At 57.7% G+C, this 26,670-nt stretch carries 23 protein-coding genes, 1 tRNA gene and 1 pseudogene; 13 read left to right on the plus strand and 12 right to left on the minus strand.

What is annotated here, in order from left to right; translation table 11 throughout:
* The first annotated feature begins 91 nt into the window (after positions 1 to 91).
* Complete coding sequence (locus tag GC177_03210) at positions 92 to 1,078, plus strand: hypothetical protein (protein ID MBI1274965.1); 987 nt, start codon at positions 92 to 94, stop codon at positions 1,076 to 1,078.
* Positions 1,079 to 1,080: 2 nt separating this feature from the next.
* On the opposite strand, the gene rlmH is transcribed toward GC177_03210, so the two are convergent.
* Both rlmH and GC177_03220 read right to left on the minus strand, forming a co-directional pair.
* On the minus strand, positions 1,081 to 1,539 hold the full coding sequence (gene rlmH / locus GC177_03215) for a 23S rRNA (pseudouridine(1915)-N(3))-methyltransferase RlmH (protein ID MBI1274966.1): 459 nt from the start codon (positions 1,537 to 1,539) through the stop codon (positions 1,081 to 1,083).
* 2 nt (positions 1,540 to 1,541) lie between these two features.
* The gene (locus GC177_03220; protein MBI1274967.1) at positions 1,542 to 2,090 is read right to left on the minus strand and encodes a hypothetical protein; all 549 of its coding nucleotides are present in this window, start codon (positions 2,088 to 2,090) and stop codon (positions 1,542 to 1,544) included.
* A gap of 206 nt (positions 2,091 to 2,296) precedes the next feature.
* On the opposite strand from GC177_03220, the gene rpiB reads away from it, so the two are divergent.
* From rpiB to def, 11 genes are all read left to right on the plus strand, one after another.
* On the plus strand, positions 2,297 to 2,752 hold the full coding sequence (gene rpiB, locus GC177_03225; GenBank protein ID MBI1274968.1) for a ribose 5-phosphate isomerase B: 456 nt from the start codon (positions 2,297 to 2,299) through the stop codon (positions 2,750 to 2,752).
* Between the two features lie 50 nt (positions 2,753 to 2,802).
* The gene (locus GC177_03230; GenBank protein MBI1274969.1) at positions 2,803 to 4,101 is read left to right on the plus strand and encodes an aminotransferase class I/II-fold pyridoxal phosphate-dependent enzyme; all 1,299 of its coding nucleotides are present in this window, start codon (positions 2,803 to 2,805) and stop codon (positions 4,099 to 4,101) included.
* 107 nt (positions 4,102 to 4,208) lie between these two features.
* Positions 4,209 to 4,673, plus strand: a complete 465-nt coding sequence (gene nrdR / locus GC177_03235) for a transcriptional repressor NrdR (protein ID MBI1274970.1) — start codon at positions 4,209 to 4,211, stop codon at positions 4,671 to 4,673.
* Positions 4,674 to 4,686: 13 nt separating this feature from the next.
* Positions 4,687 to 5,757 carry a bifunctional diaminohydroxyphosphoribosylaminopyrimidine deaminase/5-amino-6-(5-phosphoribosylamino)uracil reductase RibD gene (gene ribD, locus GC177_03240; protein ID MBI1274971.1) on the plus strand — a complete coding sequence of 357 codons (1,071 nt, stop codon included), beginning with the start codon at positions 4,687 to 4,689 and terminating at the stop codon, positions 5,755 to 5,757.
* A 3-nt stretch (positions 5,758 to 5,760) separates the two neighbouring features.
* Positions 5,761 to 6,372 carry a riboflavin synthase gene (locus tag GC177_03245; protein ID MBI1274972.1) on the plus strand — a complete coding sequence of 204 codons (612 nt, stop codon included), beginning with the start codon at positions 5,761 to 5,763 and terminating at the stop codon, positions 6,370 to 6,372.
* Positions 6,369 to 7,463 carry a 3,4-dihydroxy-2-butanone-4-phosphate synthase gene (ribB, locus tag GC177_03250; GenBank protein ID MBI1274973.1) on the plus strand — a complete coding sequence of 365 codons (1,095 nt, stop codon included), beginning with the start codon at positions 6,369 to 6,371 and terminating at the stop codon, positions 7,461 to 7,463. The genes GC177_03245 and ribB overlap by 4 nt, the downstream gene beginning before the upstream one ends.
* Before the next feature lie 12 nt (positions 7,464 to 7,475).
* A complete protein-coding gene (locus tag GC177_03255) occupies positions 7,476 to 7,901 on the plus strand; it encodes a 6,7-dimethyl-8-ribityllumazine synthase (protein ID MBI1274974.1) in 426 nt (141 codons plus the stop codon).
* Positions 7,886 to 8,389 (plus strand): transcription antitermination factor NusB, encoded by a 504-nt coding sequence (gene nusB, locus GC177_03260; GenBank protein ID MBI1274975.1) that lies wholly within the window; start codon positions 7,886 to 7,888, stop codon positions 8,387 to 8,389. Before GC177_03255 ends, nusB begins: the two co-directional genes overlap by 16 nt.
* Before the next feature lie 18 nt (positions 8,390 to 8,407).
* Positions 8,408 to 9,376: a thiamine-phosphate kinase gene (gene thiL, locus GC177_03265; GenBank protein ID MBI1274976.1), complete on the plus strand. Its 969-nt coding sequence runs from the start codon at positions 8,408 to 8,410 to the stop codon at positions 9,374 to 9,376.
* Between the two features lie 109 nt (positions 9,377 to 9,485).
* Positions 9,486 to 10,034, plus strand: coding sequence for a DUF4865 family protein (locus GC177_03270; GenBank protein MBI1274977.1), 549 nt, complete (start codon positions 9,486 to 9,488; stop codon positions 10,032 to 10,034).
* A 21-nt stretch (positions 10,035 to 10,055) separates the two neighbouring features.
* Positions 10,056 to 10,595, plus strand: a complete 540-nt coding sequence (gene def, locus GC177_03275; protein MBI1274978.1) for a peptide deformylase — start codon at positions 10,056 to 10,058, stop codon at positions 10,593 to 10,595.
* Between the two features lie 169 nt (positions 10,596 to 10,764).
* Here the strand turns inward: def and GC177_03280 are convergent, their stop codons facing one another.
* On the minus strand, positions 10,765 to 13,374 hold the full coding sequence (locus GC177_03280; protein ID MBI1274979.1) for a hypothetical protein: 2,610 nt from the start codon (positions 13,372 to 13,374) through the stop codon (positions 10,765 to 10,767).
* 83 nt (positions 13,375 to 13,457) lie between these two features.
* Positions 13,458 to 17,154 (minus strand): annotated as a pseudogene (metH, locus tag GC177_03285) (methionine synthase).
* 217 nt (positions 17,155 to 17,371) lie between these two features.
* Here metH and GC177_03290 point away from each other — a divergent pair.
* Positions 17,372 to 18,307 carry an ATP-binding cassette domain-containing protein gene (locus tag GC177_03290; GenBank protein MBI1274980.1) on the plus strand — a complete coding sequence of 312 codons (936 nt, stop codon included), beginning with the start codon at positions 17,372 to 17,374 and terminating at the stop codon, positions 18,305 to 18,307.
* Between the two features lie 31 nt (positions 18,308 to 18,338).
* Here GC177_03290 and GC177_03295 read toward each other — a convergent pair.
* The 8 genes from GC177_03295 to GC177_03330 all read right to left on the minus strand — a co-directional run bounded on the left by GC177_03295 (position 18,339) and on the right by GC177_03330 (position 26,657).
* Positions 18,339 to 18,415, minus strand: a tRNA-Arg gene (locus tag GC177_03295).
* Positions 18,416 to 18,471: 56 nt separating this feature from the next.
* Positions 18,472 to 19,905, minus strand: coding sequence for a bifunctional 2-methylcitrate dehydratase/aconitate hydratase (locus GC177_03300; GenBank protein MBI1274981.1), 1,434 nt, complete (start codon positions 19,903 to 19,905; stop codon positions 18,472 to 18,474).
* Between the two features lie 2 nt (positions 19,906 to 19,907).
* Entirely contained in the window at positions 19,908 to 21,032 is a 1,125-nt protein-coding gene (prpC, locus tag GC177_03305; protein MBI1274982.1) for a 2-methylcitrate synthase, read from the minus strand.
* Entirely contained in the window at positions 21,029 to 21,904 is an 876-nt protein-coding gene (prpB, locus tag GC177_03310) for a methylisocitrate lyase (GenBank protein MBI1274983.1), read from the minus strand. The genes prpC and prpB overlap by 4 nt, the downstream gene beginning before the upstream one ends.
* 8 nt (positions 21,905 to 21,912) lie before the next feature.
* Positions 21,913 to 22,680, minus strand: a complete 768-nt coding sequence (locus GC177_03315) for an SDR family NAD(P)-dependent oxidoreductase (protein ID MBI1274984.1) — start codon at positions 22,678 to 22,680, stop codon at positions 21,913 to 21,915.
* Entirely contained in the window at positions 22,677 to 23,816 is a 1,140-nt protein-coding gene (locus GC177_03320; GenBank protein MBI1274985.1) for an acyl-CoA dehydrogenase, read from the minus strand. Before GC177_03320 ends, GC177_03315 begins: the two co-directional genes overlap by 4 nt.
* A gap of 2 nt (positions 23,817 to 23,818) precedes the next feature.
* Positions 23,819 to 25,006 (minus strand): acetyl-CoA C-acyltransferase, encoded by a 1,188-nt coding sequence (locus tag GC177_03325; protein ID MBI1274986.1) that lies wholly within the window; start codon positions 25,004 to 25,006, stop codon positions 23,819 to 23,821.
* 25 nt (positions 25,007 to 25,031) lie between these two features.
* Entirely contained in the window at positions 25,032 to 26,657 is a 1,626-nt protein-coding gene (locus GC177_03330) for an AMP-binding protein (protein ID MBI1274987.1), read from the minus strand.
* Positions 26,658 to 26,670 lie beyond the last annotated feature (13 nt).

The raw sequence follows: 26,670 nt of genomic DNA on the forward strand, positions 1-26,670 counted from the left end.
AGCGCAACATATTATAATAATTGAATTTATCGCCTCTACCGTTCAATAAAATGTAACAATTGAGTCCTATCAAAACGGTAGAGGTAATACCATGCCGTTACAGATCATCGACCTGCCCGAAGATGCCGCATCCCGTTATGAACGGTTCAGAGCGAATCACAGGGCGACCTACAGCGCGCAACATGCATTACCTGAAAACTGGGACGATTTTCTAAACGCGATAAACCTTGCCGCTGCTCATTTGAGTTCAAAACGCAATTATGAGCTGCACATTGCATTTAAGGATAATTGCCTGGCATTCAAACTCTGCCTGGAGGATCAGTCCAAAAAAGCCGATCACTGTTTTGAATTTTCCACCCATTATGATCACATCCCCTATGCGACCAATGGCAATGTCGTGGTTTCTCCCGCCCTGCAGGGTCACGGCCTAGGAACAGAAATGTTTTTGTTCAAAATATGGCTGGAACACCATCTCGGTTACAGCCACACCTCCATCAACATGACCGATGAGGGCATTGCCGCATGGACCGGCCTCGGCGCCATCATGTCGGATTTGGACTGGTGCCATTATTACCAGCCGGCCATCGTAAGGTTTTTGCATGAACACAGTCAGGATATACCGCGTCGCACCTGCGCACTTCTGGAAGATATCTCGCAGATAGATGACTCACGCTGTGCGTTTCTTGTGAAATCCATCAGAGATCCCATATGCATTGGAGCAAAACAATACACCATCGGCAATTACCTTCTCAGCCATCCGGCAATCGATAACATCTTTATGGATATGGACGACGAGGAAGGCAGCCCCTTCTCCGAGCAGACCATACGCGGGCATTTTGTGTCGGATGCTCCCGGTGACGATAGTGATGTATCCGGTCCTAATTGTTCGGCCATTTTGTTTCATGCGGCTGAAATGGAGAACAGGCGCAATTTTTCTCAAGGCATGCCGTATGAGGAATCGAGCAACCTGCTATACAGGATCGCCTCCGTTCTCCTCTCAAGCGCTTCGTCTTTTGATTTTTATTGCGAGCAGATAGCAGGCTACGAGGTCAATTCCATGCCCGCATGGCACATCTGAACTTACACCTTGTGATAAGGATGTCCTTCCAGAATGCTCCATGCCCGGTAAAGCTGCTCCGTCAACAGGATGCGCGCCAGCATGTGGGGCCAGGTGAGTTTGCCGAATGAAAGCAAGAGATGCGCCTGCTTGCGCAGCTCAGGATGGACACCTTCCGCTCCGCCAATCACAAACCCCAGATGCTGACAGCCCCCGTCACGCCAGTCACGCAGCTGATGCGCAAATTCAATACTGTCGGGGTTTTTACCCCGTTCATCGAGGATGACCAGCCGGTCCACCTTGCCAAGCGCCAGCTTCAAAAGCTCAGCCTCTTCACGTTGCAGTGCTTCGCCTTGCTGAGCTTTTTTCGCCACCACATCCTGCACCTGGATGGCCCATGGGCATCGCTTGAGATATTCATCGATAAGGGATTTCTGCGCAGCCTCTCGCATTTTGCCAACACAGGCGATGGTGATGCGCATGCTTATGCTTCGGGGTTCATGCTGGTGCGGTAAGCACCATAGGCATAATCGGCGGAATAAAGATAACGCGCCTCACCCGATGCCGCAGGTGCCGGCATGGCCGGAATCGCGCTGGATTCACCTTCTTCATAAGGCGGCGCATTGTAAAGCAGCTGATCCTGAAGCGGATCAAGAAAGCTCTCACTGCCAATGGAAAAATTCTTCGGTCCATTGTTTTGAAGCGCCTGCTTGAACATGGCATCCACATCCGTGCCGCTCACCTGGCCTTGTGCAAACATCTGTGCAAAAAACGGGGCGAAACCGAAAGGAATCACATAGCCTGGCAATGCAGGAACCGCTTCTGATTCCGCATCCTTTTCCTTCTCGGCACGAATGGGCTGTTTGGAGTTCGGCTGCTGGCGTAAATTAAAATCGATGGCTTCATTATGGATGACGGGGGCCACGGCCGAAACAGGCATCATGCCGGCCACATGACCAGTCGCGACCACACTCGCCAACGCTACTGGGGTTGGCGTCACGCTACCGGGAAGAGCGGGCGTGGCATTAAACATGGTCAAACTCGGTCAATCAAAAAATTTTTCAAATGCGTCTGGTTAACTTAATACTATGTTAACCATAACACAAAATCAGGCATTTGTCAAACTATCCACAGGCTTGCCGGGCAGCCTCAAACATCCATAAACAACTGTATCTTCAATTTGTTTCAGCTTGTTTACGGCCGCTTGCCGTCATTGGCGGCAAATGCTACATAGAGCCCATGGATCTCTTTCCCAATCTCCTGCCCATTGCCATCGGTGCCGACCATGCGGGCTTCAACCTGAAAACCGACCTCATCCGTTTCCTGAAAACGGAAGGGTTCACCGTGCTGGATGTCGGCACGAATGACGAAAGCTCCTGTGATTACCCTGATTATGCGCACGCACTGGCCAAAGCCATCGCCGCTAACAAAGCTGCCCGGGGCGTGCTGATCTGCGGTTCAGGCATTGGCATCAGCATCGCCGCCAACCGCCATCCGGAAATTCGCGCCGCCCTGGTGCGCAGCCCGGAGGAAGCCACCCTCGCCCGTCAGCATAACGACGCCAACGTGCTGGTGCTGGGCGCGCGCTTTACCAATAACGATATCGCCAAAACTTGCCTTCAGGCCTTTTTATCAACCGATTTTGAAGGTGGCCGCCATGCCAAGCGGGTGGAGAAAATAAACCCTAAAACTTGACTTTTCGCCCTCCTCGGGCGACAGAACGCACGATATTCACAGGAGCCCTTATGCCAGCCACCGCGAAAAACCTGTCCGCCAGCGGCAACCCGTTTTTTACCCAGTCCCTAGCCGAGCGCGATCCCGAACTCGCCAAAGCCGTCTCCAAGGAACTGGTGCGCCAGCAAACGCAGATTGAACTCATCGCATCCGAGAACATCGTCTCACGCGCTGTGCTGGAAGCCCAAGGCTCGGTATTGACCAACAAATATGCCGAAGGCTATCCCCACCGCCGCTATTACGGCGGCTGCGAATACGTGGATGTGGCGGAAGACCTGGCCATTGAACGTGCCAAGAAACTCTTCAAATGCAGTTATGCCAACGTGCAGCCCCACTCCGGCGCGCAGGCCAACCAAGCCGTGTTCATGGCACTGCTGAAGCCGGGCGATACCATCCTCGGCATGGCATTGAACGCGGGTGGACACCTCACGCACGGCGCTGCCCCCACGCAGTCCGGCAAATGGTTCCATGCCGTGCAATATGGCGTCAAGCAGAGCGACGGCCTCATTGACTACGTCGCCGTGGAAAAACTCGCGCTGGAACACAAGCCCCAGCTCATCATCGCCGGTGCTTCCGCCTACCCGCGTGTGATCGATTTCGCCAAATTCCGTGCTATCGCCGATAAGGTAGGCGCATACCTGATGGCCGACATCGCACATTATTCCGGCTTGGTCGCCACCGGCAATTACCCCTCTCCCTTCCCGCATGTGCACGTGGCCACCACCACCACGCACAAAACCCTTCGCGGCCCGCGCGGCGGCATGATCATGGCCGACGACGAGGATCTGGGTAAGAAGATCAACAGCGCCGTGTTCCCTGGCCTTCAGGGCGGCCCGCTGATGCATGTCATCGCCGCCAAGGCCGTCGCCTTCGGCGAAGCCCTCACGCCCGAATTCAAGGCCTATGGCAAACAAGTGCTGGCCAACGCCCGCAAGCTTGCCGCCAGCCTGCAATCCCGCGGCGTGGATATCGTCAGCGGCGGCACGGATTGCCACATGGTTCTGGTCGACCTCCGCTCCAAGAACGTCACCGGTAAGGACACCGAAATCGCCCTGGAACGCGCAGGCCTCACCTGCAACAAAAACTCCATCCCCTTTGATCCACAGCCCCCAGCCGTTTCCTCCGGCATCCGCCTGGGTTCCCCTGCTGGGACCACCCGTGGCTTCGGTGAGGCGGAATTCCACCAGATTGGCCAATGGATCGCCGATGTCATTGACGGCCTTGCCAAGAATGGCGAGCAAAACGGCGCGGTGGAAAAGCAGGTGCGCCAGGAAGTCGAAAAACTTTGTGCCGCATTTCCGATTTATTAAGCCTTTACGGGTTATGGTAGCTCACGGCTAAGTAAACCCCCATATCTGGTGTAAACCTGGTGTGGGGTAAACTTTGGCCTTGGGATAACCAAATAGGCTAGACACCCATGCGCTGCCCCTTCTGCGGTCATCACGACACGCAAGTAAAAGATTCCCGCCCGAGTGACGATGGCATGGCCATCCGCCGCCGGCGCTTCTGCCCTTCCTGCGAATCGCGCTTCACCACATTCGAGCGTGTTCAGCTTCGCGAGCTCACCGTGGTCAAAAGCAGCGGCGAAAAACGCCCCTTCGACCGCGAAAAAATTGTTCGCTCTATCGAGATTGCCTGCCGCAAACGCCCGGTCAAGCCGGACCAGATCGAACAGCTGGTCAACAACATCGTCCGCCGCCTCGAGCGTTCCGGCGATTCGGAGATTCGTACCTCCACAATCGGGGAATACATCGTTGAAGGCTTGAAAGAGCTGGACCTCGTCGCTTATATTCGTTTCGCCTCCGTTTACCGTAACTTCCGCGAAGCGAAAGATTTTGAAGCGATTGTCGACGCACTCAGCAAACCCGCCGGAAGAGCTTAACCACCACGCATGGATGAAACATGCCCTGCGGCTGGCCGACCGCGTGCTTGGCCGCGCATGGCCTAATCCTGCCGTCGGCTGTGTCATCGTCAAAGATGGCCAGATCATCGGCACTGGCTTCACCCAGCCCGGCGGCCGCCCCCATGCCGAGACCATCGCCCTTAAACAGGCCGGGCCCCACGCCAAAGGCGCCACCCTCTACACCACGCTGGAGCCCTGCGCCCACCATGGCCGCACCCCGCCCTGCGCCGAAGCCCTGATTCAGGCTGGCATCGCCCATGTCGTCTCCGCCACGCGCGACCCCGACGCCCGCGTCAACGGCCAGGGCATCGCCATGTTGAAAGATGCACACATCCACGTGACCGAAGGCGCGGAAGAAAAAGCCGCCAAAGCCCAGAACCAAGGGTTTTTCCTGCGCACCACCCAGCAGCGCCCGTTGATCGCCCTCAAAATCGCCAGTTCCATCGACGGCAGTATCGCCACGCGGGATGGCGAAAGTCAGTGGATTACCGGGGAAGCCTCCCGCCGCCATGCCCACGGGCTCCGCACCCGTTATGATGCCATCCTCACCGGCATCGGCACCGTACTGGCGGACGACCCGCTATTGACCTGCCGCCTGCCAGGCCTGGAGCATCATTCCCCTGTCCGCATCCTGCTGGACCGCAAATTGCGCCTCACGCCCGAGCATAAGCTGGTCCAGTCCCTGCAAAAAGCGCCTCTCTGGCTGGTGACCACCAGCGCGCAAGCATCCTCACCGGCCGCGCAAGGCTTTGCAAAAGCAGGCGTTACCGTCATCGATGGCGGCGACATGAAAGAGATTGAACCGGTCTTGAAACTGCTGGGAGAACGCGGCCTCACCCGCATCCTCGTGGAAGCCGGCATGCAGCTTTCCACCAGCCTGATCCGCGATAATCTGGTTGAGGAAGCCTGGTGGTACCAGGCCGCCACCCTGATGGGGCACGACGCCATGCCCGCCGTGGGCGAACTCAACCTTCAGAACCTGAGCAAGGCACTTCGCCTGCAGGTTACCGCCACTCAACAGCTCGGCACCGACCTGCTGGTCCATCTGGCGAAAGGTAATTGAACCATGTTCACCGGCATCATTTCCGCCATCGGTACCATCATGGATATCCAAGAGAAAAACGGCTCACTTCAGGCCAGAATCTCCTGCCCTTATGATGCCGCCTCCATCCAGCTCGGCGCATCCATCGCCTGCAACGGCATGTGCCTCACCGTTACCTCATTGGAAAATACGAAGGAAGGCTGTCAGTTCTCTGTCGACATCTCACCGGAAAGCATTGCCGTCACGCAAGCGGGACAATGGCAGAACGGAACCCTCCTCAATCTGGAACGCGCCCTGAAAATAGGCGACGAACTCGGCGGCCACCTCGTCACCGGCCATGTGGACGGATTGTCGGAAATCCTGCACATCCAGCCAATGGGCGACAGCTATCGCATCGAACTGGCCGCCCCCGCCACCCTCGCCCGCTTCATCGCCGCCAAAGGTTCCGTCACGCTGGATGGCATTTCTCTTACTGTCAACGGTGTGGAGCAAAATCGCTTCTGGGTGCAGATAATCCCCCATACCTGGACCAACACCAACCTGCACACCCGCAAACCCGGCGACAAGCTACAGCTGGAAATTGACGTGCTGGCGCGTTATATCGCCAGAATGCAGGAATACGGAACCCAGCCATGACCCTTTGCAACATTGAGCAATTGATCGACGACGCCCGCAACGGCCGCATGTTCATCCTCGTGGATGACGAGGACCGCGAGAACGAGGGCGATCTCGTCATCCCCGCGCAAATGGCCACGCCCGATGCGGTGAATTTCATGGCCACCCACGGCCGCGGCCTCATCTGCCTGGCCCTGACGCGCGACCGGGTGGAAAAACTCCGCCTCCCCCTCATGGCCCAGGCCAACCAGAGCCGCCACCAGACAGCCTTCACCGTCTCCATCGAAGCCCGCGAAGGCATCAGCACCGGCATTTCCGCACCCGACCGCGCCCGCACCGTGGCGGTCGCCATCGACCCCGCCAAAGGCGATACCGACATCGTCTCCCCCGGCCACATCTTCCCGCTGGTAGCGCGCGACGGCGGTGTGCTCGTCCGTGCTGGCCATACGGAAGCCGCGGTGGACATCGCCCGCATGGCAGGCCTCATCCCCGCGGGCGTCATTTGCGAGATCATGAGGGATGACGGCACCATGGCCCGCATGCCGGACCTAGAGAACTTCGCCAAAAAACACGGCCTGAACCTCGGCTCCATTGCCGATCTCATCGCCTACCGCCGCCGGCACGAAACCATCATCCGCCGCGTGGCCACCATGCCTTTCCACAGCCGTTTCGGCGGCGATTTCCAGATGGTCGTGTTCGAAAACACGCTGGAAGGCATCGAACACATCGCCCTTATCAAAGGCGATATTTCCACACCCGAGCCGGTCTTAACCCGTATGCATGCTCTGCATATTTTCACCGACGTGCTGGGCGATGACCACGAAGGCAAGGGCGGCGAACTCCAGCAGGCCATGCAGATCGTCGGCAAGGAAGGCCGCGGCGTCATTGTGCTGCTGCGCGAAAACCAGCGCCGCAAGCTGGCCGACATGGTCTCCGCCCGGGTCAATCCGGCCCCCGGCACCAGCCACCCCATCCGCGATTACGGCATCGGCGCGCAAATTCTGCTCGATCTCGGCGTGAAACAAATGGTCCTGCTCACCAACTCCCGCCCGCAGGCCATTGGGCTGGACGGCTACGGCTTGAGCGTGGTAGACCACAGACCTATTCAATAATTTAGCCGCCTCATGCACATCCTGATCCTCGAAGCCCGTTTTTACGACCATATCAGCGACAAGCTCGCCGCCGGCGCCATCGCCGCGCTCGAAGCCGCTGGCGCAAGCTATGATCGCGTCACCCTGCCCGGCGCGCTGGAAATACCGCCCGCCATCGCCATGGCCGCCGCCACCGGCAATTACGATGGCTACGTGGCCCTGGGCTGCGTCATCCGCGGTGAAACCTTCCATTTCGACGTGGTCTGCAACGAATCCGCCCGCGGCATCATGGATCTCGGCATCCAGCACAAACTCGCCATCGGCAACGGCATCCTGACCGTGGAAAACGAAAAACAGGCCCTTGAACGGGCCGACCCTAAGAAAATGAACAAAGGCGCGGGCGCGGCGGAAGCCTGCCTTGCGCTGATTGCCCTCAAACGCCAATGGATGGGACTATGACCACCGACCCCCGCCCCACCAAGCCGCTTCCACCCAAGATGATGCAACGCAGCGCCGCCCGTCTGGGCGCGGTGCAGCTGCTGTTCCAGCATGAGTCGGGCATGAAAAACGTCAACCTGGACGAAGCACTGAAAGGCCTGAGCGTGCAGCTGCTGGACAACATGCGCGAAGGCGATGAGGAGGAAGGCCTCTCCTATCAGCCGGACATGGCTTTCCTGCGCCAGATCGCCGAAGGCTGCATCACCAACGCGCAAAAACTGGACGATGCCATCATCCCGCACCTCTCCGCCGAGTGGCGCTACGAGCGCATCGACCCCGTGCTGCGCACCATCCTCCGCGCCAGCGCGTGGGAACTGATGACGACCGACACCCCAACCAACGTCATCATCAACGAATATATCGAGGTCGCCAAAGCCTTCTTTGAAGATCGCGAGATCGCCTTCGTCAACGGCTTCCTCGATCAGATGGCCAAACGCCTACGCCCATAAACAAGGCCAGCCAGTTGGATGACAACCATGCGTGAGTTCGACTGGATTGATCGTTATCTGCGGCCCCTAACCCTTGGGTTTGAAGGTTCCTTCAACCTGAAGGATGACACGGCTCTGCTACAGGCGCCGCAGGGATTGCTCGTCACTACCGATACCATGGTCAGCGGCATCCATTTCATCGGCAATGAACCGCCCAGCCTCATCGCCCGCAAACTTATGCGTGTAAACCTGTCCGATCTGGCTGCATCGGGCGCAACGCCCCATGCCTATACGTTGAACCTGAGCCTGCCCGGAGAATGCGATGAAAGCTGGATGCAGGCTTTCACCTCAGGCCTGGCGGAGGATCAGCAACTCTATGCCCTGCATCTGGTCGGCGGCGATACCACCCTCAGCCCACAGGCATTGGTGCTGACCATCACCGCGTTTGGAATCCCGGGCACTCATGGCGTAAAACACCGCAACCGGGCAACGCCCCATCAGGATATCTGGGTCACAGGCACCCTGGGCGATGCCGCCCTGGGCCTGAAATGCGCGCATGGCGCGTTGACCGGCCCCTCTGGCCATTGGCTCAACCGCTATCGCCTGCCTGAACCACGCCTGCTGGCCGCGCATATGCTCGCCTCCTATATTCAGGCAAGCATCGATATTTCCGATGGCCTGATGGCCGACATGCGGCACATCTGCGCGGCCAGCAACGTGGGCGCGGCCATCGCGCGCAACACATTGCCCCTCCATGAAGACACGCAACGGCTGCTGAATGAATTGCCGGAATACTGGCCCTCCATCGTGGCAGCTGGCGATGATTACGAGCTGCTCTTCACCGCCAGGCCGAAAGATGCGGAAAATATCCGGCTGGCCGCAAAAAAACTTCCGCATGCCGTTACCCGCATAGGCCGCACCACGGCCGAGGCAAATTCACTTCATTTACTGGATGATAGCGGCAAACCCATTGCTCTTCTGCGCGAAGGCTATGTGCATCGGGGCTGAGTTTCGCTGCGGCACAGCATTGGCAATCCTTGCGCAGCCCTGGCTTGTTTGCTATTCGCAATAGACTTATCCACAGGCGGCAACCTCAGCGAATGGAACACATCTTCCCATGATGGCCATGCAATACACCATATCCCTGCCCCGGGGGCATGCGCCGGAAGCCATTCAGGAACGGGTGGAGAAGCGTCACCCCCTGTTCGTGGGCCGTGAGGGCCTCAAGCATAAATCCTATCTCTACAATGCCAAAGAGGCCGTCTACGCCCCCTTCTACGTATGGGAGAATGACGACGAGCTGACCAACTTCCTGCTTGATGACCTCTTTCACGGCGTTGTCACCAGCTTCAGCCGCCCGCGCATCCGCAGCTGGCAGGTATTGCATACCTACGATGCCAACCGGCCGGACAAGGCCCGTTACGCGCGTCTGGAAAGCGATACCATCCCCGCGGAAGCCGACGTGCGCAAACTGGTGGAAAAGGAATGGGCCAACCAGACCGCCCTGCGCGTGCATGAAGAGCTCGGCTTTCACATCATCGGGCTGGACCCTGATCGCTGGGAAATCATCCGTTACAGCGAATGGACGGACAAAAGCGCCGCTCCCAAACCGGAAGCCGATTGCATCCTGGAATACGATATACTAGACCTCTGGCGAAAAATCTGAACCCGCAATCAAGAGGCCTTCATGCCCGCACTCGATCTCGTCATCGCCCCGCACCCCGTTTACAAGGAAAAAAGCACACCGGTGGACGGCATGACGCCGGATATCAAGATGCTGCTCGACGACATGATGGACACGCTGGAGGCATATGACGCCATTGGCGTGGCCGCGCCCATGGTCGGCATCAGCAAGCAGCTGGTGGTCATCAAGCTGGAGCAGGATGGTGAGATCCATTCACTGCAAATGGCCAACCCGCGCATCATCCATGCCAGCAAGGAAATGACCACGCTGGACGAAGCCTCCATCACCTTCCCCGACGTGGTGACCGCCATTACGCGGCCGAGTGAAATCACCGTGGAATATCTTGGTACGGACGGTCAAACGCATCGCCTTGATGCCAAAGGGCTTTTGGCCACCTGCATCCAGCACGAGATGGATTATCTGGACGGCAGGACACTACTGGATTACCTTAGCCCCATGAAGCGCGACATCGCCCTTCGCCGGATGAAAAAAGCATCCAAGCATCACCATCATCACGTCCACAGCGCCTTTTGCAATCACTAGAACATGAAGCCGCATCAACGCCTCACCGACGAACAGCTTCTGCACATGCGCCTGCGTGTGCCCGCAACCGAACCGGATGAGGAAATCGAGCTGCTGCGCGAGGAAAAAAAGCGCCTGATGCAGGAGATAAAACACCTGCGCATGCAATATCAGTCGCAGGAATAAGGGCTTAGCCCAGTTCGGTGCCTTGATCTACCGACGGATTATAACCCGTGCCTTGATGGCTATCCAGTCCCACCGGCTGAATGCCGTAATGTTCGCAGCGGATCTGGTAGAGATTCTGGAAATCAGGATTGCTGGCCATCATCTGCTCCAGCGCCTGGCGTGCTTCTTCATCAATCTCGTTATCATTGCCATACAGCCACTGGCGTATCATCGGAATATAGGCCGGGCAAAGCTCCTGAAGCGCCGCTTCGGTCTCGGCCCAGCTTTTGCCGCCTTCCACATGGTCAAGCAGGCGGAACAGCAGCCCACCCGCAGCACCAAACGCGCCCTCATTTGAATCGAGCTGATGATTCTCGTTCGTATCGAAACGGAACAGCGTGGAAAGGTCGTTGAAAGACTCCGCCGTCACCGGGTAATGCGTCTGGCTGAAAAGCTCCATCAGCTTGGAAGAGAAATCCACATTCGCCGCAGGCGGATCAATATGCTCCGGCGGTGTAGCCGTCGTCGTGGGTGTAGTCGTACGCTCCTGATCCGCTGTGGGCACTTCCGGAGCGGCAACTGCAGGATAGACATCCGGGTTGGTTGCGGTAGCCAGGTCGGGGTCCGTGGTCTGAACCTCCGTCCGCGCCACATTCACCTCGGCACGCATATTCTGGCCGTCGTGATTAAAGTCGTTGGACAAAAAGTTATTGCGGCCGGCCTCGCCGGTCAGAATATTGGAGAAAAGGTCCTGGATGAACTCAAGAAACGCATGCGGAATTTCTTCCGCCAGGTCCTCGAACCGGCCTTTAACCTCGTCAAACCCCTCCGCCTCATTAACCAGCATCGTTTCGGGGTTATCTTCCGGCGTGGCCACCGTACCGTCCGAATGTGTCTGGTAATACACAGCCGGTGCACTGGCATAATTCGCCTGACGGTTCGTAACGCCATAGATGGCCGCACCAGCGTCATTGGCAGTGGCAAGCGCCGGATTATCCGTCGTCAGGTTGGTATTCGCACGCGCCGCGGTGGCAATTTGCTGCACCTGGGCCATTTGCTCATCGGTAAAAATGGCTTCGAGATCAGCCTGCGTGAACTGATCGAGATGCTGGCCGACAAACGGCACCATCACCTGATCCATATAGGAAGCGTAGGAAACGGCGAATTGCTCCGGCGGCAGGGCCAGAATGGCCTGCATGTCGTGACGCATCTGATCGGTCGCAAGCCCGCTATGAGGCCCATAGAGGATGTCCAGCATAACCTGAGCGCCCATGGACGCCTGCTGGTCATCGAACATCAAATTGCCGAGTATCTCATTGAAATCGTCCATCGGCACGCCGTCTTGCAGCATACGCGCGCCGGAAATCAAGCTCATCCGCGTCAGGCTTGTCTGCGCTTCGGCACGGGTAACCCCATTGACCGATGCAAAGGCATCAACCAGGCTGCCGCCATTGGTGCGAGCCTGATCAAGGGCATTCCAATACATGGTGAGCTGGTTGGCGGCCTCCGGTGTACCGCCCGCCTCAATCAAGTAAGACCCGATAAACTGAGTTGCCTGAAGGAAATCCCCCTTCAAATCATCGCTCAACGCCGACATCCCGACCATTTGGTATGCGCGTGAAACCAGCAAGGCCCGACGTTCCGGATCAGGCTCGGTTGCTATCGAACCGAGGATGTTACGGAAATGCGGAGTCGGAGACCCATTGTTCCGAATGTCATCCGGATGCGCTTCCCAAAAGAAATTATCTACATCGGTTGTACCAACCCACGCATTCAAAACACCGTCATTGCGCGCATCATCCAGCGTACGCCCCTGGATGGTTGAGCCCGCTTCCCGTGCGGCATGCAAGGAAGCGCCCAAATCTTCATTGGGATCGCCCGTGGGAGTGATGAATGCACCCCCGCTCATGATAGAGGGAATGGGTAATCCCCATTGAATAACAGGCTGCGGCGCATAAGCGTGCGTGCCGTCCGCTGTCGCAACCGGAGGCGAGGCAGCACCCGTTTCCGTACTGGGCGTTTCAGCAGCAGGAGATTCAACATTCGGAAGCGTGGCCGTTTCTTCCGGGTTTGTTGGCGTCGTCGTTACCGTTGGCGTCGTTTCAGCAGGCGGTGCTTCCGGAACTTCCGGCTCTTCCACTTCAGGGGTCGCAGGCGCATCAATCAAATGCTGGCTGATCGCCCTATCGCGCCCAAATACTCGTTCAATCGTCTGCGGAGGCACCACCGCGCGAATCAGGCTCGGCGCGTCGGTAATGGTTCCGGCATCCATAGCATCGAATATTTGGTCGAACGTAACGCCATTAAACAGGCTGGACATGTCCTCATCACTGACCACCCCGTTCTGCACGAGATAGTCCACCAGGTTCATTTCATGGTTATCGCCAATGCCCTGGGTTTCAAAATAGATGCTGAGCGTTTCAGGGCTCATGGCAATGTTGATGCTCTGCCCACTGACCGAAATACTGGCCGAACCATTGATGATGTCGTCAAGGCTCGTATTGTTCAGCTGGTCGGCATATTGGGGAAGCGCAGCAATAATCTGGCTGTCATCTCCCTCATAGCTGGTATTGGCGAAACGCAGATACCACGCCACCAAACCTGTCAGCTGTGCAAGTCGTTGATCATCCACCATGGATAAAACACTCCTTCAGGCTTAAAATTAGCATGGGAATGTTTACTATTTGTGACCATTAACGGATTAAGGTCGCTAAATCGCTAAAGATTGGGCGCCAGCCACTTTTCGGCCACTTCCAGGCTCCAGCCCTTGCGTTTGGCGTAATCCTCCAGTTGGTCGCGCCCGATTTTGCCCACCCCAAAATATTTCGCCTCCGGATGGCTGAAATACCAGCCGCTGACGGATGCTCCCGGCCACATGGCCATGCTCTCCGTCAACGCAATCCCTGCGTTTTTCTCGACTTCCAGCAGCTTGAACAGCGTCTTTTTCTCGGTATGTTCCGGGCAGGCCGGGTATCCCGGCGCCGGGCGAACACCAATATATTTCTCATTTATCAGCTGTTCATTGGTCAACTGCTCCCAGGGAGCATACCCCCAGGCCTCCTTGCGCACGCGCTCATGCATCCGCTCAGCCAGAGCCTCGGCAAAACGGTCCCCGAGCGCCTTCACCATGATACTGCTGTAATCATCGTGCTTATTTTCAAAATTCCGGGCGATTTTCTCAACTTCCTCGCCGGTAGTAACGGCAAACGCCCCCATATAATCCTCAACACCGGGCGGGGCGATATAATCCGCCAGGCACTGATTAGGGCGGTCGGCCTTGCTTTTCCTCATCTGCTGACGCAGATGATGGCATACAGCCAGGCGATTGGTGCGCGTCAGGTCCGTAAACAGCTCAATATCGTCATCCCCCAGTCGGTTTGCAGGCCAGAACCCAACCACAGCCCGTGGGTGGAACCATTTTTCGCCGATGATTTTCTTCAGCATGGCCTGCGCATCCTTCCACAGCGCCTGCGCCGCCACGCCATAGGTCGGGTCGGTCAGAACATCGGGAAAATGCGCCCGCAAATCCCAGCTCGCGAAAAACGGCCCCCAGTCGATATAGCGGGAAAGCTCTTCCAAATCATAATCATCATAACACTGAACCCCGAGATACCCCGGATAACAGGGTTGATGCTTCGACCAGTCGATCTTCACCGCATTGGCGCGCGCCTCAGCCAGCGTCAATCTGGCATTTTCATGCTGGTTTCGCGCATGTACCTCCCGCATGGTGGCATAATCATCCGCCACGCCCTGCAAATATTCTGAACGGTGTTCTTTTGAAGCCAGCTTGGTCGCTACCCCCACCGCGCGTGAAGCGTCCGTCACGTATACGACACCGCCCTGATAATTTGGGGCAATTTTGACCGCCGTGTGTACCTTGCTGGTGGTTGCGCCTCCGATAAGAAGCGGAATATCAAACCCCTCACGCTGCATTTCGCTGGCCACATAGCACATTTCGTCCAAGGAAGGCGTTATCAGCCCCGAAAGACCGATCATATGCGCCTTATGCTCCTTTGCGGCCTCGAGAATTTTTGCCGCAGGCACCATCACCCCAAGGTCAATCACCTCAAAATTATTGCACTGAAGCACCACGCCCACGATATTCTTGCCGATATCATGCACATCCCCCTTCACGGTGGCCATGATAACGCGCCCGGTCGGCTCGCGCTTATTCTGCTCGGCCTCCTTTTCCATAAACGGCATCAAATAGGCCACCGCCTGCTTCATCACCCGGGCGGATTTTACCACCTGCGGCAAAAACATCTTGCCCGCGCCAAACAAATCGCCCACCCGGTTCATCCCGTCCATCAGCGGGCCTTCGATCACATCCAGCGGCTTACTGGCCGCCAGCCGTGCCGCTTCCGTATCCTGCTCCACATAATCGGCAATGCCTTCCACCAGCGCATGCTCCAGCCGCTTGACGACCTCCCACTCGCGCCAGCTTAAATCCTGCGTCTTAACCTGCCCACCCTGCCCCTTGAATCGCTCGGCAATGGTCAGCAGTCGTTCGGTGGCGTTGGGGTCGCGGTTCAGCACCACATCTTCTACCGCCTCACGCAATTCGGGGTCGATATTATCATAGACCATCAATTGCCCGGCATTGACGATGCCCATATCCATCCCCGCCGGAATGGCATGGTACAAAAACACACTATGCATCGCTTCACGCACATGGTTGTTCCCACGGAAGGAAAAACTCATGTTGGAAAGCCCGCCCGATACGTGACAATGCGGCAATTCCGCGCGGATGCGTTTGGCCGCCTCGAAAAACTCCACGCAGTAATTATTATGCTCTTCAATCCCCGTTGCCACGGCGAAGATATTGGGATCGAAAATAATATCCTCCGGCGCAAAGCCGATTTTCTCCGTCAGCAGTTTGTAGGCCCGCTGGCAGATGGAAAATTTCCGCTCCGCCGTGTCGGCCTGTCCGTCTTCATCAAACGCCATCACCACCACAGCAGCGCCATAACGCATGATGGTCTGCGCCTGGTTCAGGAAAACCTCTTCCCCCTCCTTCAGACTAATGGAATTGACAATCCCCTTGCCCTGCAGGTTCTTCAGCCCCGCCTCCAGGATGCTCCATTTGGAGGAATCCACCATCACCGGCACGCGGGCGATATTGGGCTCTGCGGCAATCAACCGCAAGAATTCCACCATCGCCTTCTCGGCATCCAGCATGCCGTCATCCATGTTAATGTCGATGACCTGGGCGCCATTTTCCACCTGACTGCGCGCCACTTCCACCGCCGCGGCAAGGTCACCGTTGAGGATAAGGTCACGAAAGCGGGCCGAGCCCGTCACATTCGTGCGCTCGCCAATATTGATAAACAGGCTGCTGTTGGGAATGCTCATGCCCGCCTCACGCCGCAATCGTCACGGCTTCAAGGCCGGAAAGCCGCATCACCACCGGCTGCGGGTGCACCTTGCGCGGTGCCTGCTGCGCCACTTTTTCAGCAATCGCCCGGATATGGTCCGGCGTGGTGCCGCAGCACCCCCCAACGATATTGATCAACCCATCCATCGCCCATTCACCCAGCTGTCGCGCCGTTTCCTCCGGCGGCTCGTCATATTGCCCAAAAGCATTGGGCAACCCCGCATTGGGGTAGGAAATCACCAGCGTGTCCACCACCCGCGCAAGGTCGGCGATATAAGGCCGCATCAAATCCGCCCCGAAGGCACAGTTAAGCCCCACCGCCAGCGGCTTTGCATGCCGCACGGAATGCCAGAATCCTTCCACCGTCTGGCCGGAAAGGTTCCGCCCGCTCCGGTCCGTGATGGTACCGGAAATCATCATCGGCACGTCGCGCCCCAGTTCATCGGCCAGCTCCATCACAGCATGGATGGCCGCCTTGGCATTCAGCGTGTCGAAAATCGTCTCGATCAGCAGAAAATCCACCCCGCCCTGTACCAGTGCCCGCGCCTGCTGCTTATAGGCCGCCTGCATCTGGTCGAAATCCGTATTGCGAAAGCCGGGGTTATTCACATCCGGCGAAAGCGAGCAGGTGCGGTTGGTTGGCCCCATGGCTCCGGCCACAAACCTCGGTTTTTCGGGTGTGGCAGCCGCATCCGCCGCTTCCCGCGCAAGCCGCGCTGCCGCCAGGTTCAGCTCATCCACGAACCCCTCCATGCCGTAATCCGCCATGGCAATGGTGGTGGAGCTGAAGGTATTGGTCTCAAGAATATCCGCCCCAGCGGCCAGATAAGCCGCATGGATATCCTGAATGGCATCCGGCTGCGTCAGCACCAGCATGTCGTTATTGCCCTTAACATCCTGCTTCCAGTCCGCAAACTGCGTGCCGCGATATTCCTTCTCACCGAATCCCAGCTTCTGAATCATCGTGCCCATGGCACCGTCAATCACAAGGATACGCTGCTGGGCAATTTGCTGGATTTGCTCTCTCACACTGGCTGGCATCTATTGCGGGCACCTTGAATTGGGGTTAGACACGTTTCTATGAATCTATTCATGTTCTCGCTGCGCTGAGCCGAAAACAGTGGTTTTGCGAGCACCGAAGCGGAGCGTATTCTATATACGTGAGCATCGGAGCACAGAAAAACCACTGTTTGCAGGCCAGAGCAGTAGAGAACAGGGATAGATTCTAACAGCCACACGCAGCTTAGCAAGGCCTCCCATGCCAAACGCCGTTTCCATCAAAAACCTGGTCAAAACCTATGCGGGCGGCAAAAAATCCCCCCCCAAGGAAGCCCTGAAAGGCATCAGCCTGGATGTGCCGGAAGGCTCGTTCTTCGGCCTGCTCGGCCCCAACGGCGCGGGCAAATCCACGCTCATCAACATCCTTGCGGGGCTGGTGATGAAAACCAGCGGCACGGTGGAAATCAACGGCTACGATATCGACTCCCACCGCCGTCAGGCCAGCTTCTCCCTCGGGGTCGTCCCGCAGGAACTGGTGGTGGACACCTTCTTCACCGCACGCCAGGCCATGGACATCCATGCCGGCTATTACGGCGTCCCCAAGGAGCAACGCCGCACGCAGGAACTCATCGACGCCATCGGCCTCACCCAGCAGGCCGACATGTCCTCCCGCCGTCTCTCCGGCGGCATGAAACGCCGTCTCTTGGTCGGCAAATCCCTCGTCCATAGCCCCAAGGTGCTCATCCTCGACGAACCCACCGCCGGGGTAGACGTGGAACTGCGTGAACAGCTCTGGGATTACGTCAAAAAGCTCAACCAGCAAGGCACCACCGTGCTGCTGACCACGCACTACCTGGAAGAAGCACAGGAACTCTGCGACCAGATCGCCATCATCAACCACGGCACCGTAGTAGCCATGGACAGCAAGGAAAAGCTGGTGAAACGCATGGACCGCAAGGAACTCACCGTCACCTTCAGCAAACCCATCAAAGCCGCCGACAAATCCCTGGCCCAATACAACCCGGTGGTCGACGCCCAAGGCCGCCTCACCCTCACCTACCAGCCCACCAAAACCCACATGGGCGAGATCCTCGCCGCCATCCACAAAACCGGCGCCGACATCACCGATCTCTCCACCATCGACCCCACGGTGGAAGACATCTTCCGTCAATTGACCACGAAAAAAGCCGCCTAAAAAGCATCTGACTACGGATCAGAAGGCTAGCTGGCGCAACCGGCGGGATTCGAACCCACGACCCTTGCCTTCGGAGGGCAATACTCTATCCAGCTGAGCTACGGTTGCGCTGGGCGGACAATGCAGGCTGGATAACAGAAAGCCCGGGTTTGTGCAAATCCGGCTTAAACCCAGGCGCTCACGAATTCCTCGACCCGCATCTTCTCCAATTTGCCAGCATCCTGACACATCGCAAAAATCGCCTCGGCCTTATTCGCCTTATAATGCGTCTTGAGGTTATCAAGAAACTTACGCTCCAGCACGGGAATGCCCTCTGCCCGGCGGCGGCGATGGCCGATCGGGTATTCGATCTCCAGCTTCTCCGTCTTGCTGCCGTCCTTGAAGAACACCTGCACCGCATTGGCGATCGAGCGCTTGTCGGGGTCGTGATATTCCTTGCTGTAGCGGGCATCCTCGCTCACCACCATCTTCTCGCGCAGCGCATCGATGCGCGGGTCTTTCGCCACACCATCCTCATAATGGTCGGCGGTCAGGTTGCCATACAGCAGCCCGATGGCCACCATATATTGCAGGCAATGGTCGCGGTCCGCCGGGTTATGCAGCGGCCCCGTCTTGCTGATGATGCGAATGGCGGATTCATGCGTCACCAGCTCCACACGCTCAATCTGGTCGAGCTTGTCCTTGATCTGCGGGTGCAGCTTCACCGCCGCCTCCACCGCCGTTTGCGAATGGAACTCCGCCGGGAAGGAGATCTTGAACAACACCTGCTCCATCACATAGCTGCCATAAGGCCGCTGAAACGCAAACGGCTTACCTTTGAACAGCACATCGTAAAAGCCCCATTTCTGCGCTGTCAGCGCGCTTGGGTAGCCCATTTCGCCGCTCAGCACCACCATCGCCAAACGCACCGCGCGGCTGGTCGCATCCCCCGCCGCCCATGATTTGCGCGAGCCCGTATTGGGGCTGTGGCGATAGGTGCGCAAACTCTGCCCATCCACCCATACGTGGGAGATGACATCGATGATCTGCTCACGCGTCGCGCCCATCATCTGCGCCGCCACCGCCGCGCTCGCCAGCTTCACCAGCACCACATGGTCAAGCCCCACACGGTTAAAGCTGTTCTCCAGCGCCATGCAGCCCTGAATCTCATGCGCCTTGATCATGAAGCCCAGCACATCGCGCATGGTGAAATTCGCCTTGCCGCTGCGGTTCATGTAATCCGCCACCGCCAGAATCGCGCCAAGGTTATCGGACGGATGCCCCCACTCCGCCGCCAGCCACGTATCGTTGAAATCCAGCCAGCGCACCATGCAGCCAATATCGAACGCCGCCTTGATCGGGTCCAGCACATGCTTCGTGCCCGGCACGCGCGCACCATTTGGCACGACCGTGCCTTCCACCACCGGCCCAAGCATCTTCACGCATTCCGGAAATTTCAGCGCCAGAATCCCGCACCCCAGCGTATCCATCAGGCAATAACGCGCCGTACGATAGGCCTCCTCGCTCGTAATTTTATAGTTCAGCACATAATCGGCAATATCCACCATCGCCTGATCCGGCGCGGGGCGATGATTAAGGTCGGTATTGTGATGAGACATGATTATCGCTTCTCCAGGGGTACATAGGTCAAATGGCCGGGGCCGGTATAATTCGCCGATGGGCGGATGAGCTTGTTATGCGCACGCTGCTCCATCACATGCGCCGCCCACCCCGCCACGCGGGACATCACAAACACCGGCGTAAACATCGGCGTGGGAACCCCCATCATGTGATAGGTGCTGGCGCTGAAAAAATCGAGATTCGGGAACAGTTCCTTCTCATCCCACATCAGTTTCTCAATCGCCTCACTCACCGCAAATAGCTGCGGTTTACCACCCTCTGCACACAGCTTGCGCGACCATTCCTTGATCACCTTATTGCGCGGGTCGCACTCGCTATACACACGATGCCCGAAACCCATGATGAGCTTTTTCTCCGCCATCATCTGCTTCACACCCGCCACCGCCGCTTCCGGCGTGTCAAACTTCGCAATCAGCTCCATCGCCGCCTCATTCGCCCCGCCATGCAGCGGCCCGCGCAAGGTGCCAATGGCCGAGGTAATGGCCGAATAAAAATCCGACAAGGTCGAGGTCGTCACCCGCGCCGCAAAGGTGGAAGCATTGAACTCATGCTCCGCATACAACACCAGCGACACATGCATCGCCTTCGCATGAAGTGCAGACGGCGCCTTGCCATGCAACAGCGTGAGGAAATGCTCCGCAATCCCCTCACCATCCGTCACGCAGTTAATGCGCTTGCCCTCATGCGCAAACTTCCACCAATACACCATCACCGCCGGGAAGATCCCCAGCAGCCGGTGCGTAATCGCATGCTGCTCATGTACCTTCGTTTCCGGCTCAATCGTGCCCAGAAACGAGCAGGCCGTGCGCATCACATCCATCGGGTGCGCATCGGCAGGGATACGCTCCAGCACTTGCTTCAAACTGTCCGGCACATCGCGCAGCCCTTGCAGCTTTTTGCGATATGCAGCCAGCTCTTTCGCATTCGGCAAATGCCCTTCCACCAGCAGAAAAGCCACTTCCTCAAACGTCGCCTGCTCAGCCAAATCATAAATGCTGTAGCCGCGGTAATCCAGATCATGCCCACCACCGGCGGAGGAGATTTCCGTATCACCCGCCGTCACTCCGGCAAGGCCGCCCTGTTTTTTGGCAAGTGGCTCGCTCATGCTTTTTCCTTCCCGAACAATGCATCCAGCTTCTTCTCATATTCATAATAACCAAGGAACTGATACAGCTCCTCGCGCGTCTGCATCAACGGCAGCACATCACGCTGATGCCCCTGCGCCATGATGGATTCATACACTTTCAGCGCCGCCTGGTTCATTGCGCGGAACGCACTCAGCGGATACAGCACCATATCCACGCCCGCCCCTGCCAGCTCGTCCGCGCTATAAAGCGGCGTTTTGCCAAACTCCGTCACATTCGCCAGCAGCGGAACCTTCACCGCCTGCTTGAAGCGCGTGTAATGCGAAATCTCCGTCATCGCCTCCGCAAAAATCATGTCCGCCCCGGCTTCCACATAGGCCACCGCGCGCTCAATCGCCGCATCCAGCCCTTCCACCGCCAGCGCATCCGTCCGCGCCATGATAACGAAATTCTTATCCACCCGTGCATCCACGGCGGATTTGATGCGATCTTGCATTTCACCGGTCGAAACAATCTCCTTATTCGGCCGGTGCCCGCACCGCTTCTGCAGAATCTGGTCTTCCATATGCACCGCCGCCACACCTGCGCGTTCCATCTCTCGAATCGTGCGGGCAATGTTGAACGCACCGCCCCAACCCACATCAATATCCACCAGCAGCGGCAGGCTGGATGCCGCTGTAATACGTCGTGCGTCCTCCACCACATCTTCCAGAGAAGTAATGCCCAAATCCGGCAATCCGTGCGATGCATTCGCCACACCCGCTCCGGAAAGATAAATCGCCTTATGCCCCGTCTTTTCCGCCATCATCGCCGCATAGGCATAAATGGTGCCGACAATCTTCAGAGGCTTCTCATTCTTCACCGCTTCGCGGAATTTCTTTCCCGGTGTCATACCCACTCCTATTTCGCTGCCAGCCGCGCCGCGCCATCCAGCCGGATGACACTGCCATTTAGCATCTCATTCTCCGCAATATGCAGTGCCAGTTTCGCAAACTCCTCCGGTTCCGCAAAACGCGCCGGGAAAGGAATCGTCGCCGCGATCGAATCCTGTAATTCCTGCGAGATCTCGCCAATCATCGGCGTGGCCACCGCACCCGGTGCAATCGCCATCACCCGCACACCGAACCGCGCCAGCTCCCGCGCAGCAGGCAACAGCATCGCCACCACCCCGCCCTTGGAAGCAGAATAGGCCGCCTGCCCGATCTGCCCCTCAAATGCCGCAATCGATGCCGCATGAATAATCACCCCCCGCTCGCCCGATTTCGTGAGCACTTCTAGCCCCGACATCGCATTCGCCGCCAGACGCATCACGTTGAAAGACCCGACCAGGTTCACATTCAGCACCTTGCTGAAATGCTCCAGATCCGCCGGGCCTTCCTTGCCCAGAATCCGCTTGCCAATGAGAATGCCCGCGCAATTCACCACAATGCGCGGCCCGCCATGCGCCTTGGTCGCCGCATCCATCGCCTGCTGCACCGCCTCGCCATTCGTCACATCCGCCGTCAGCGCGATGCCGCCAATCTCCTTCGCAATCACCTCCGCTGCTTCCAGCTTCACATCCACCACCGCTACCTTGGCACCCGCAGCAGCCAGTGCGCGTGCAGTCGCCGCGCCCATACCGCTGCCGCCGCCAGTTACCAGTGCGGAAATCCCTTGGGTCAGTTTCATGCGCTTTCCTTTGCCAGTTCGCGTGCAATGATCAGTTTTTGAATATCACTCGTGCCTTCATAAATGCTGCACACACGCGCATCGCGATAGATACGCTCCACATGATATTCCGCTATATAGCCATAGCCGCCGAGCGTTTGAATCGCATCCCGCGCAACGCTCTCCGCCGCTTCGGATGCAAATAGCTTTGCCATGCAGGCTTCTTTCAAACAGGGTTTGCCTTCATCACGCAACCGCGCCGCCTGCAGCACCAGCAACCTTGCCGCCTCAATTCGCGTGGCCATTTCCGCTAAGCGGAAACCCACCGCCTGATGCTCCATAATTGGCTTACCAAAACTCTGCCGCTCCTTGGCATAAGCAATCGCTGCATCATACGCGGCCTGCGCCAGCCCGAGCGACTGCGCCGCAATACCAATGCGCCCGGCCTCCAGGTTTGCCAGCGCAATCTTATATCCCTCGCCTTCCTCACCCATGCGGTTACCAATGGGAATACGCATGCCGTCAAACGTGATCTGTGCCGTATCAGTGGAATGCTGCCCCATCTTATGTTCCACCGCCGTCACCACATAACCGGGCGTATTGGTCGGCACCAGAAACGCCGACATGCCGCGCTTTCCAGCACTTGCATCTGTCACCGCAAATACCAGCGCCACATCGCCATGCTTGCCGGAAGTGATGAACTGCTTGGTACCGTTCAGCACATATTCATCACCCTCCCTGCACGCTGTGGTGCGCAAGGCCGCTGCGTCTGATCCTGCCTGCGGCTCCGTCAGTGCAAACGCGCCGATCATCTCACCCTTTGCACATGGCAACAGGAAACGCTCTTTCTGCTCATCGCTGCCGAAACGCAAAATGGCGGAACATACCAGCGAGTTCTGCACGCTCATGATGGTCGAGCAACCCGCATCGCCCGCCGCCACTTCCGCAATGGCCAGCGCCATGGCTACATAGCCCGCATCCGCACCGCCCCAGGCCTCCGGCACCACCATCCCCATCAAGCCAAGCTGGCCCATTTCTTTCAGTTCAGCACGTGGAAATTCACCCGTCCGGTCACGCTGCACAACACCGGGCAAAAGCCTCTCCTGCGCAAACTGCCGCGCCATATCGCGGATCATTTTCTGGGTCTCGTTCAGCATCCTCACTCCAGCCTTTCAAGCGCGATGGCCGTCGCTTCACCACCGCCGATGCACAGGCTCGCCATGCCGCGTTTCAGGTCATATTCCTGCATGGCCGAAAGCAACGTCACCATGATGCGCGCGCCTGTGGCCCCAATCGGATGACCTAAGGCACAGGCCCCGCCATGAATGTTCACTTTCTCATGCGGCAGTTGCAGCGCCTTCATCGCGGCCATCGTCACCACGGCAAAGGCCTCATTGATCTCAAACAGCTCCACGCTTTTCAGGTCCCATCCCGTCTTAATGGCGAGCTTCTCCAGACTGCCGATAGGCGCCACCGGAAATTGCGACGGCTTCAGGGCATGCGTGCTGTGGCCACGAATCACGGCCAGCGGCTGCAACCTGCGTTTCTCTGCCTCGCTCAGGCGCATCATCACCAGCGCCGCGGCCCCATCGGAAATCGAACTGGCATTGGCCGCCGTCACTGTGCCGTCTTTGGCAAAAGCGGGTTTAAGCGTCGGTATCTTATCCAGCTTGGCCTTGCCCGGCTGTTCATCATCCGCCACCGTGACGGTACCGTTACGCGTCACCACCTCCACCGGCACGATTTCCTGCGCGAAAAGATCTTCCGCAATGGCCCGCTGCGCCCGCGTGAGAGAGGTGATGGCGAATTCATCCTGCATCTCACGCGTAAATTCAAATTCCTGTGCGCAGGCCTCGGCAAACACGCCCATCAGCTTGCCCTTGTCATAGGCATCTTCCAACCCATCAAGGAACATATGGTCCTTCACCTCGCCATGCCCCATGCGCAACCCCGCACGCGCCTTGGGCAACAAATAGGGCGCATTGCTCATGCTCTCCATGCCGCCCGCCACCACAATGGTGCTGGTACCCGCCACCAGCTGGTCATGCATCAGCATCGCCGCCTTCATGCCGCTGCCGCACATTTTGTTCACCGTCACGCACCCGACCGATTCCACAAGCCCAGCACCCAAGGCGGCTTGACGCGCGGGTGCCTGCCCCAGCCCGGCAGGCAGCACGCACCCCATTGCCACTTCTTCGATGACATCCGCCTTCAGGCCGCTACGCTCTACCGCTGCACGAATCGCTGTCGCACCAAGTTCCGGTGCGCTGAGCGAAGCAAAATCACCCTGAAACCCGCCAAGCGGCGTGCGGGCATAACCAACAATCACAATCGGGTCAGAATTCATCACGCCTCCCAGCCGGCCCCATGCATCATAATGACTTCGCCCGCTCACGCAGGATATATTTTTGGATTTTCCCGGTTGGCGTTTTATCCAGCGGGCCAAACACCACCTGCTTCGGCAATTTGTAGCGCGCCATGTTGGCTGCGCAATGCGCGATAATCTCTTCTTCCGTCACTTGTATACCAGGCTTCAGTTCAATGAAGGCACATGGCACTTCCTGCCATTTCTCATCCGGCTTGGCCACCACCGCCGCCTCCAGCACCGCCGGGTGACGGTACAGCACGCTTTCCACCTCAATGGAGGAGATATTCTCCCCTCCGGAAATGATGATGTCCTTCAACCGGTCCTTCACCTCGATATACCCATCCGGGTGCCGCACGGCGAGATCCCCCGTATGATACCATCCCCCATGGAAGGTCTTTGCCGTGGTATGCGGATTTTTCAAATAGCCCGACATCACCACATTGCCCTTCATCATGCATTCGCCGATAGTTTTGCCATCCCACGGGGTTTCTTCCATGGTTTCGGAATGCGCCACCATCATCTGCTCCAGCACCGGCGAGCGCACGCCTTGCCGTGCCTTCAGCCGCGCGCGCTCTGCGGGGTCATGCTCGTTCCATGGCGCATGCCACGCGCAGGACATATTCGGCCCGTATACCTCCGTGCCGCCATACACATGCGTCACATTAAAACCCATCGCTTCCATGGCTTCCAGCACAGCAGCGGGCGGCGCCGAACCTGCCGTCATCACCTCTATCCTGCGGTCGAACTTCCGCTTCACCGCATCGGGTGCGTTCAACAGAATGTTCAGCACCACCGGGGCCGCTGTGAAATGCGTCACCCCATGCGTCTCAATAAGCCGGAAAATATCGGCCGCATCCACCTTGCGCAGCATCACATGCGTGCCTGCCAGCATGGTCACCGTCCAGTGAAAGCACCATCCACTTGCATGAAACATCGGCAGTGTCCACAGATAGGTCGGGTGATGCTGCATGTTCCACACCAGCGCATTGCCGACGCTGTTCAGATAAGCCCCACGATGGTTATAGACCACACCCTTGGGATCGCCCGTCGTGCCGGACGTATAGTTCAGCGCAATCGGCTCCCATTCATCCACCGGCCATTCCCAGGCATATTCGGGATCACCGGTTTGCAGAAACGCCTCGTAATCCATCTCACCGATCAGCTCGCCCGAACCCTCGTAAAGATAATCGTCGATATCAATCACGATGGGCCTGCCCTTCATTAAGCCCAGCGCTTCCTTCATCACCGGTGAAAGCTGCCTGTCCGTCAGCAGCAGCTTTGTCTCCGAATGATCCAGCATGAAGGCAATCATTTTCGCATCCAGTCGCGTATTCAGCGCGCTGATCACCGCGCCCGCCATTGGCACGCCAAAATACACCTCCATATGCGCAGGCGTATTATGCGCCATGATGGATACCGTATCGCCACGCTTGATGCCTTTTTTAACCAGCGCCGAGGCAAGCCTGCGGCAACGCGCATACACCTCCGCCCAGCTATGCTTTCTGTCTCCATGAATCACTGCCACATGGCTTGGATAAACCTGCGCGCTGCGCTCGATAAAACCAAGCGGGGAAAGCGGCAGGCAGTTCGCCTCGTTCCGCAGCAAATCGGCATAAATGGATGCGCTCATCCATACTCCCCGT

It is taken from the genome of bacterium, assembly GCA_016124905.1.
Lineage (GTDB): Bacteria > Pseudomonadota > Alphaproteobacteria > Rickettsiales > RI-342 > RI-342.